The organism is Mycetocola sp., from assembly GCF_025464835.1.
Taxonomy (GTDB): Bacteria; Actinomycetota; Actinomycetes; order Actinomycetales; family Microbacteriaceae; genus Mycetocola_A.
This window is the reverse complement of sequence record NZ_JAODMP010000079.1, coordinates 1-9,083: the sequence shown is the minus strand read 5'-3', so window position 1 is coordinate 9,083 and position 9,083 is coordinate 1. Positions and strand designations below refer to the sequence as shown.

Genomic DNA, 9,083 nt, shown 5'->3' with positions numbered 1-9,083 from the left:
TAGAGCAGTCCCCGACCCCACGGGAGGGTTATCCACAGTTGATGGCTGCGGAGCCTGTGCTGCGCGGGCAACGCCAGCCCGGGAAGCGCGGACGTCACCCACGCACCCCAGTCGGGCACCCACTGCCCTTCGGTTCGACCACTGCCGTGGCACAACTCCGCCAATGCGCGGCCGAGCCAGCCGATCCGTCGCCACATATGGCTTCTGTCCGCGCACGTTCCAGCGCATTCGGCGGAGTTACGCACAACGGAGCAGCCGCAGCACCAGCACCAGCACCAGCACCAGCACCAGCACCAGCTCCAGCACCGAATACCCGCCAGGACCGGGTCATCGTGCAGAACCGGATTCCCGCCGCCCGCTGCCAGTGCCCCGCCCCGCACACAACTCCGCCAATCTGCGGCCCGTACCGTCCATCCGCACCGTATTTGCCATCATTCCGGGGCTTGCTCGCCTACCGACGACCGACCTGGCGGAGTTATGAGACATCAGGCTTGCCGATCCACCCACAACCGGCCCCGTCGCGTCGCCATCGCCCGAGTCTTGTGGCACTCGCCGCCCACCGCGTGCGACCCTGCCCACCCGCACAACCGGCCCCGTCGCGTCGCCATCGCGCGAGTCCCGTGGCACGCCGCCCGTGGCCCGCCGCCCGCTGCCAGTCCCCGCCCCGCACACAACTCCGCCAATCTGCGGCCCGTACCGTCCATCCGCACCGTATTTGCCATCATTCCGGGGCTTGCTTGCCTACCGACGACCGACCTGGCGGAGTTATGAGTACATCAGGCGTGCCGATCCACCCACAACCGGCCCCGTCGCGTCGCCATCGTTCGCCGCCCGTGGGACGCCGCCCATCGTCCGCCGCCCGTCGCCCGTCGCCCGCCGCCCGTCGCCCGTCGCCCGCCGCCCGCTGCCAGCACCCCGCCCCGCACACAACTCCGCCAACCTGCGGCCCGTACCGTCCGAACCGTATTTGCCATCATTCCGGGGCTTGCTTGCCTACCGACGACCGACCTGGCGGAGTTATGAGTAGCGGCGCACCCGTGCCCAGCTACCGAGCGCGCGGGTGGGCCGTGGTGTACATGTCACGGAGGGTGTCCGCTGTCACCATCGTGTAGATCTGCGTCGTCGCCACCGAGGAGTGCCCAAGCAGCTCCTGGACAACACGCACATCGGCTCCGCCCTGGAGCAGATGCGTCGCAAAAGAGTGCCGCAGCGTGTGCGGCGACACCTGGGCGACCAGGTCCGCCTTCTCGGCTGCGGCCCGGATGATCAGCCAGGCGTTCTGCCTCGACACCCGCTGCCCACGGATGCCGACGAACAGCGCAGGAGTGGCGACTCCCCTAACCGAGAACACGGGTCGGGCACGCACCAGGTACGCGTCAAGAGCATCGCGGGCGAACCGGCCGAGCGGCACGATTCTTTCCTTGTTGCCCTTGCCTCGGAGCCGCACGATGTCCTCATCGAACACGTCGTCGACGTTGAGCGACACCGCCTCGCTCACCCTCGCACCGGTGGCGTAGAGCAACTCGAGGAGCGCCCGATCGCGCAACGCCTGCACGTCGTCGCCGGAGACGGCATCGAGCAACGCCGTCACCTGGTCGACGCTCAGCGCCTTCGGCAACCGGCTCGCCAGCTTGGGAGGTTTCACCTCACGGGCCACGTCGGTCTCGAGCCGCCCTTCCTCGAGCAGGAACCGGTGCCAACCGCGCACCGAAGACAACACCCGGGCAAGGGATGACGCCGTCAACGGGGTTTCCTCGCGCGTGCCCAGCTCACGCACGTACTCAGACACCTGCTGCTGCGACACATCGACGACTTCGCCCATCCCCCGCGCGCCGAGCCACTCGACGTAGCCGCCGAGATCGCGCCGGTATGCGGCCACAGTGTTCGGCGCCAGGCCACGCTCGATCGACACGTGCCGCAGGTACAGGTCGAGGTCGCGCGCGAGCGGCATGTCAGTCGCCCAAGGACCTGAGTTTCGGATGCCGGGGCCACGGAGAGTCCGCCGCCGCAAGCGTCGCCCAGTCCCGCTGACGACCGGCGTAGGCGGCAAGGGTGCCGATGACGAGTGACGGGTTCTGCAGCTTACGAACCAGCACCGCGTCGACCAGATCGTCGAGCGGAACCCAACGCAGCTCCATGTCGGCCTCTTCATGCGTGCGGTCGAAGACCGCGTCCGCCGCGGAGAGCCCGCGGGCCAGGTAGATCCTGATCGCCTCGTCGCTGCCCCCTGGGCTGGTGAAGAACTCAGAGAGCACAGCCCACTCGGTCGCCTGAATGTCGGCTTCCTCGGCGAGTTCGCGTTTAGCCGCCGCCAGCGGATCCTCATCGACGATGTCGAGAAGCCCGGCAGGGATCTCCCACTCCCGCATGCGAACCGGGTGCCGGTACTGCTTGATCAGCAGCACCCGGTCTTCCTCGTCGAGCGCGAACACCGCGACAGCCCCCGGGTGGTCGAGGTACTCGCGGTTGATGTCCTCACCGTTGTAGTCGAAAACGTCACGGCGAACGCCCCAGACCATGCCGTCGAAGGCCAGTTCGCTCGAACGGACCTCGACGTCGGCGAGGGTGTCCTCCAGCGCAGACTCAGTCATTGCTCACGTCGAACAGCAGGCTGGCCTGTTTGCGCTCGAGCGCAGCACCGATGAGACCGCGGAACAGCGGGTGCGCGTTGTTCGGACGTGACCGCAGTTCAGGGTGCGCCTGGGTGCCGACGTAGAACGGGTGCTCGGCGCGGTCCAGCTCGACGAACTCGACGAGTTGGCCGTCAGGGCTGGTGCCCGAGAAGACCATGCCAGCGTCGGCGATCTGGTCGCGGTACCGGTTGTTGACCTCGTAGCGGTGGCGGTGGCGTTCGGAGATCTCGGTCGAACCGTAGAGTTCCGCCGTGATCGAACCCTCGGTGAGCTTGGCCGGGTACAGCCCGAGGCGCATGGTGCCACCGAGGTCTCCCCCGGCGATGATCTCAACCTGCTCGGCCATCGTCGCGATGACCGGGAACTGCGTGTCAGGGTCGAATTCGCTCGAGCTGGCGCTGGCCAGTCCGGCCTCGTTCCTGGCGTACTCGATCACCATGCACTGCAGGCCGAGGCACAGGCCGAGCGTCGGAATCTTGTTGTCGCGGGCGAACTTCAGCGCACCGAGCTTGCCTTCGATACCCCGGATGCCGAAACCGCCTGGGATGCAGATTCCGTCCAGGCCGCTGAGCGCCTTTGCCGCGCCCTCCGGTGTGTCGCATTCATCCGACGCGATCCACTCAAGCTTGACCTTGGACTCGTGGGCGAATCCGCCCGCCCGCAGCGCCTCGGTGACCGAGAGGTAGGCATCCGGAAGGTCGATGTACTTGCCCACCAACCCGATGGTGAGTTCGTGCTTGGGTTCATGAACCGCCTTGAGCACCGGCGACCAGGCCGCCCAGTCGACGTCGCCGGCTTCGAGGCCGAGCAGGTCGATGATGTACGCGTCGAGACCCTGGTCGTGGAGCACCGAGGGGATGTCGTAGATGCTTGGCACGTCCACGCAGTTGACGACTGCCGCCTCGTCGACGTCGCACATGAGCGCGATTTTGCGCTTGTTCGATTCGGAGACGGGCCGGTCGCTGCGCAGCACGAGGGCATCCGGCTGGATACCGATCGCGCGCAGGGCGGCGACGGAGTGCTGCGTCGGCTTGGTTTTCTGCTCACCCGACGCGTTCATGAACGGTACGAGTGAAACGTGCACGAAGAATACGTTCTTGCGGCCGAGTTCGTGGCGCACCTGGCGCGCCGCTTCGAGGAACGGCTGCGACTCGATGTCGCCGACGGTTCCGCCGACCTCGGTGATGATCACGTCGGGCTTCGGGTCGTTCGTGGCCTGCAACCGCATGCGCCGCTTGATCTCGTCGGTGATGTGCGGGATGACCTGCACGGTGTCACCAAGGTATTCGCCGCGACGTTCCTTCGCGATGACCGTCGAGTAGATCTGGCCGGTGGTGACGTTGGCCGCCTGGCTCAGGTTGATGTCGAGGAAACGCTCGTAGTGGCCGATGTCGAGGTCGGTCTCGGTGCCATCGTCGGTGACGAAGACTTCGCCGTGCTGGAACGGGTTCATCGTTCCAGGGTCGACGTTCAGGTAGGGGTCCAGTTTCTGCATGACAACACGCAGTCCCCGAGCCGTGAGGAGGTTACCCAGGCTTGCCGCCGTGAGTCCCTTGCCCAAAGAAGAAACGACACCACCGGTCACAAAGATGTGCTTGGTCGTGTCGTTTGGAATGTCCGCGTTCGTAATGTTCACCACGGGCTTTTATCCTATCACCTGAGACGAGCGGTTCGACCGTGCGAGCGAAAGCAGCTCCTCGGCATGGGCCAAGCCTGAGTCGCTGTCAGCGAGCCCGGAGAGTAGTCTGGCCATCTCGGCGACCCGCTCCGGTCCGGTCAGTTGTCGCACACTGGATGCCGTCACCGTGCCGTCACTGGACTTCACGACAGCGAGATGGTTGGTCGCGAACGCGGCGACCTGGGCCAGGTGGGTGACGACGATGACCTGCGCGGTCTCGGCGAGCCTGGCCAGGCGCCTGCCGATCTCGATGGCTGCTGACCCGCCGACGCCGGCGTCGACTTCGTCGAAGACGAAGGTCGGCACAGGGTCACGACCGGCGATGACCACCTCGATGGCGAGCATCACCCGTGACAATTCGCCGCCTGACGCACCTTTCGAGATGGCACGTGGTTCAGCGCCCGGGTGCGGTCGGAGGAGGAACACGACGGAGTCGCGGCCGTGCTGGCTCAGCTCGGGCTGGTCGGTGACCTCGATCACGACGATGGCGTCCGGCATGGCCAGTGCGGTGAGTTCGGCGGAGACGGCTTCGCCCAGCCGGGTGGCTGCGGCACGGCGGATTTCAGAGATCCGCCCCGCGAGATCGTCGACCAGAACGGCGTCCTCGTCGACGATGCGCGTGAGGTCCTCGATCCGGTCGGAGTCACCGTCGAGTTCGAGCAGGCGGGCGTTGCCCGTTTCGTGGGTGGCGAGCACCTCATCGATGCCGGGGCCGTACTTGCGCAGGAGTACGCCGAGCTCGGCGCGGCGTTCCTGGATGATCTCAAGTTCACGGGCCCCATCGGTGTCGAGGCCGGCGAGGTAGCTGGAGAGTTCGAGCGCGATTTCGGAGATCGCGTAGCTCGTGGTCGCGACCTGCTCCCCCAGCGTGCCCAGTTCGGCGTCGTGCGCCGCGACCCTCTCGAGTTGCCGGCGGGCGGCCTCCAGCAGGGTGACGACATCCGGGGCGTCGGATCCCTCTGCCGACAGCGCCTCGCGCGCGAAGCTCGCAGCGATGCGAAGATCCTCAATGTTGGTCAGGCGTTCTGCGCGGGCGGCGAGTTCGTCGTCTTCACCGAGTTGAGGGGCGACAGCGTCGATCTCCGCAATAGTGAGCCGGAGGTCATCTGCTTCGGCGGCACGGCGGTCACGCTCCTCGATGAGGATGTCGCGTTCGGCGACGTTCGCGAGATAGCGGGTGAAGGCCGACCGGTAGTCGGCGAGCCGTGCCGTTAGCTCCTCGCCCGCGAACCTGTCGAGCGCGTCCCGCTGGGCTGCCTGGGACCGGAGGCGAACCTGGTCTGACTGGCCGTGCACGACGACGAGTTGCTCACCCAGTTCGGCAAGCACACCGACCGGGGCGCTACGCCCGCCGACCTGCGCGCGGCTTCGGCCTGAGGCAAGCACCGAGCGACCCAACGTCAGTTCGGCGTCGACGCCGAACGGGTCGACGTCTCCCCCGGCCTCACGCACGCGCTCGGCGACGTCGCCGTTGGCCGGGACGATCCAGCGACCGTCCACGCTCGTGGACTCGTTGCCCTGCCGGATGACACCTGAGTCGGCACGGCCGCCGAGCAGCAGGCCGAGGGCGGTGACGACCATGGTTTTCCCCGCACCGGTTTCGCCGGTGATGGCGGTGAATCCGGGGCCGAGCGGAAGCGTTGCCTCAGCGATGACCCCGAGGTCACGGATGCCGATTTCCTCAATCACGGGGCGCAGGTCCCCTCCACCCGGAAACAGGCAGGTGGAACTTCTTCACGAGTCGGTCGGTGAATGCACTTTCGTGCAGTCGAGCAAGTCGCACAGGTACAGACGAACGCCGAACGACGACACGGGCACCGGGTTCTAGATCGTGCGTGCGGCGACCGTCGCACCAGAGGACGCCGGTCGCATCGGTGCGTTTGAGCACCTCGATGGCCAGCGACGAGTCCGGACCGACGACGATCGGGCGGGCGAAAAGGGCGTGAGCGCTGAGCGGCACCATCGTTATCGCCTCGACGCTCGGCCAGATCACCGGACCGCCAGCCGAGAAGGCATACGCGGTGGACCCTGTCGGTGTCGAAACAACGACTCCGTCACAGCCGAAGCTGGAGAGCGGGCGGGCGTCGACTTCGATCACGACCTCGAGCATCCGTTCACGGCTTGCCTTTTCGACCGTGGCTTCGTTGAGCGCCCAGGTCTCGAAGATGACTTCGCTGTCGCGCTTCACCCGCACGGACAGCGTCATGCGCTCTTCGACGAGGTAGTCCCGGCCGATCACACGGTGGACGGCGTCGGCGAGGTCATCGCGCTCACTCTCGGCGAGGAACCCGACGTGGCCGAGGTTGACGCCGAGGATCGGCGCGGAGAACCCGCGCACGATCTCTGCGGCCCGAAGAATCGTGCCATCACCGCCGAGCACGATCACCAGCTCGAGGTCGGCCGGGCGTACGTCCTCGTACAGGATCGCGAGGTCCTCGGGCGCAAGGCCCGTCGCGCATATCTCCTCACGCTCGTCGCGCTGGAGCACCGGAACGGCACCGGCGTCGAGAAGCTGGGCGATCACCTGCACCGCGGCGTCGAGCGAATCGGATCGGCCGGTGTGCGACACCACAAGGATGTTCCGAGCTTCTGAGCTCATTCCGGTCACGCTCCAGCCATCTCGGTCATTCGATCTAGCCATTCTGTCGGATTGGCGGCGACACCGCCCGGCACGCCGCCCGCTTCGCGCAACCACACAACGTATTCATGGTTTCCGTGACCGCCGACAATCGGTGACGGGATCAACCCGGCCGTGCCGAGCCCGAGGTCCCACGCATACCAGAGCACGGTGGCGATGGCGTCAGCGCGAAGGGCGGCGTTCCGCACGATCCCTTCGCGAATCCCCCCACGACCCACCTCGAACTGCGGCTTGATCAGCAGCACGAAGTCGCTGCCGGGCTGCGCGGAGCGTTGAAGCGCGTCGAGCACCTGGGTCAGCGAGATGAATGAGAGGTCGCCGACGACGAGATCGGGGCGGTCCGGAACACCGGATGCTCCAGCGAGGCTCTCAGGAGTGAGGTCGCGAACGTTGAACCCTTCGACGACGGCAACGCGGGCGTCGCCGGAGATCTCGGGCGAAAGCTGGCCGTGACCCACGTCAAGCGCGATGACCGTCCTGGCGCCGCGTTCGAGCAGCACCTGGCTGAATCCTCCGGTCGACGCACCGGCGTCGAGGGCCACCCGCCCGGCAGGGTCGACCGGGAATGCGTCGAGCGCCGCGATGAGCTTGTGGGCGCCCCGGCTGACGTAGTGGTCAGCGCCGGCGACGACGAGGACCTGATTGTCGCGGACCTTCGTGGCAGGCTTGACGACCGCCCGACCGTCGACAGTGACCAGACCGTCAGCGATCACCCTCGCAGCGAGGGTTCTCGATCGGGCCAGGCCGCGGGACACCAGCGCAGCGTCGAGGCGCTGGTCAGCGTCTGGCACCTGCTGACCGCTCACGACCGCGACGATGCCGCGTCGCCACCTTCGAGTTTGGCGCGGAGCTCTTCGTGCAGTTGAACGTATGCACGGGCGCGCTCGTCGAGCGGCTGGTCCTCGACCAGGCGCAGCTGCGAAACCAGGGCATCGCCCGCTTCGTGCATCTCTTCGCTCACGTTCCTAGGTTACCCGGGCGATCAGGAATACAGCCGTTCGGGAACGTTGAAGCCGTAAATCGCCCGCCCTGACGCCCAGATCGCCGCACACGCGGCGCGCAGCAGGTCGATCGGGGTGTCCCCGTCCCGCACGATGACGACGTCGTTTCCGTCGATCCGCACCACGGACCTGCCGACGGTCGCCTCGCTGCCGTTGCGTGACATCCGGGTTGCCGGGTACGCCTCGTGGAGCTGGCGAAGGTCTTCGAGAATGTACGTCGGACGCGAGAATTTGTCTGCGGCGAGCACATGCTTGGCCTTGTCGACACCGGTGAGCACGAGCACCGAGTCCATGCCGGCGCGGTTGGCGCCGACGATGTCGGTGTCGAGCCGGTCACCGATGAAGAGCGGATTCTTCGCACTGAACCGGGCGGTGGCCTCGTGAAAAATGGGAGTCTCCGGCTTGCCGGCGACCGTTGCGAGGCGACCGACGGCGGTGTGCACGGCTGAGACCAACGTGCCGTTTCCTGGCGCGATGCCGCGGGCCTGAGGGATCGTCCAGTCCGTGTTCGTCGCAATCCAGGGGATCTCGACGCCGTCTTCCCGCGGGTGCAGCGCGTAGGCTGCCTCGGCAAGCTCGGTCCAGCTCACGTCGGGCGCGAAGCCCTGCAGCACAGCGGCCGGGCTGTCCTCAGCCGATCGCGTGACGGTGTATCCGCCTTTGACGAGTTCGTCGACGAGGCCGTCGCCGCCGACGACGAGCACCGTCGACCCGCTCCGCACAGAGTCGGCGAGCAGACGGACGGCAGCCTGCGGGCTTGTCACGACGTCGTTCGGCGCAACGGTAAGGCCCAGTTCGGTCAGGTGGGCGGCGACGGATGCGTCGGTGCGCGACGCATTATTGGTGATGTACCCGACACGGATGCTTTCCGCGGCCCGATTGAGACTCTCGATCGCGTGCGGGATCGCTCCGGGTCCCGCGTAGACGACACCGTCCAGGTCGGCGAGCAGGACGTCGACGCCGTCGAGCGGCGCCGCTGTGTTACTTTTCCTGCCCAGCAGCGGCATCATCAAGCGTCTCCTCGTCGTGATTGGTGTCTTCTCCTACGGTCATGTCGTTCTCTGCCGCGTCGTCGATCTCGCCCGCGTCGTCGATGTCGGATGCTTCGTCGATCTTGGATGCTTCGTCGATCT

Annotated in this window: 8 protein-coding genes; all 8 read right to left on the bottom strand. The window is 66.7% G+C overall.

Going from position 1 to position 9,083, the window contains the following annotated elements; all coding sequences use genetic code 11:
• Window positions 1–1,045: 1,045 nt before the first annotated feature.
• From xerD to JWP90_RS10050, 8 genes are read right to left on the bottom strand one after another with little or no spacing between them, the layout of a single operon-like run.
• Window positions 1,046–1,951, bottom strand: coding sequence for a site-specific tyrosine recombinase XerD (xerD, locus tag JWP90_RS10085; protein WP_297363349.1), 906 nt, complete (start codon window positions 1,949–1,951; stop codon window positions 1,046–1,048).
• A 1-nt stretch (window position 1,952) separates the two neighbouring features.
• Window positions 1,953–2,591: an NUDIX hydrolase gene (locus JWP90_RS10080; RefSeq protein WP_297363347.1), complete on the bottom strand. Its 639-nt coding sequence runs from the start codon at window positions 2,589–2,591 to the stop codon at window positions 1,953–1,955.
• Window positions 2,584–4,269: a CTP synthase gene (locus tag JWP90_RS10075; protein ID WP_297363353.1), complete on the bottom strand. Its 1,686-nt coding sequence runs from the start codon at window positions 4,267–4,269 to the stop codon at window positions 2,584–2,586. The genes JWP90_RS10080 and JWP90_RS10075 overlap by 8 nt, the downstream gene beginning before the upstream one ends.
• A gap of 9 nt (window positions 4,270–4,278) precedes the next feature.
• Window positions 4,279–6,000: a DNA repair protein RecN gene (recN, locus tag JWP90_RS10070; RefSeq protein WP_297363345.1), complete on the bottom strand. Its 1,722-nt coding sequence runs from the start codon at window positions 5,998–6,000 to the stop codon at window positions 4,279–4,281.
• The gene (locus tag JWP90_RS10065; protein ID WP_297363343.1) at window positions 5,993–6,910 is read right to left on the bottom strand and encodes an NAD kinase; all 918 of its coding nucleotides are present in this window, start codon (window positions 6,908–6,910) and stop codon (window positions 5,993–5,995) included. Before JWP90_RS10065 ends, recN begins: the two co-directional genes overlap by 8 nt.
• Window positions 6,911–6,915: 5 nt before the next feature.
• Window positions 6,916–7,755, bottom strand: a complete 840-nt coding sequence (locus tag JWP90_RS10060; protein WP_297363341.1) for a TlyA family RNA methyltransferase — start codon at window positions 7,753–7,755, stop codon at window positions 6,916–6,918.
• A complete protein-coding gene (locus JWP90_RS10055) occupies window positions 7,752–7,910 on the bottom strand; it encodes a hypothetical protein (protein WP_177216866.1) in 159 nt (52 codons plus the stop codon). Before JWP90_RS10055 ends, JWP90_RS10060 begins: the two co-directional genes overlap by 4 nt.
• A gap of 21 nt (window positions 7,911–7,931) precedes the next feature.
• Window positions 7,932–8,957: an HAD-IIA family hydrolase gene (locus JWP90_RS10050; protein WP_297363351.1), complete on the bottom strand. Its 1,026-nt coding sequence runs from the start codon at window positions 8,955–8,957 to the stop codon at window positions 7,932–7,934.
• Window positions 8,958–9,083 lie beyond the last annotated feature (126 nt).

Bases quoted from the DNA above. Each gene is read 5' to 3' on its own strand.
- JWP90_RS10050 (WP_297363351.1), bottom strand. From the start codon at position 8,957: ATGCCGCTGCTGGGCAGGAAAAGTAACACAGCGGCGCCGCTCGACGGC.
- JWP90_RS10065 (WP_297363343.1), bottom strand. From the start codon at position 6,910: ATGAGCTCAGAAGCTCGGAACATCCTTGTGGTGTCGCACACCGGCCGA.
- JWP90_RS10080 (WP_297363347.1), bottom strand. From the start codon at position 2,591: ATGACTGAGTCTGCGCTGGAGGACACCCTCGCCGACGTCGAGGTCCGT.
- xerD (WP_297363349.1), bottom strand. From the start codon at position 1,951: ATGCCGCTCGCGCGCGACCTCGACCTGTACCTGCGGCACGTGTCGATC.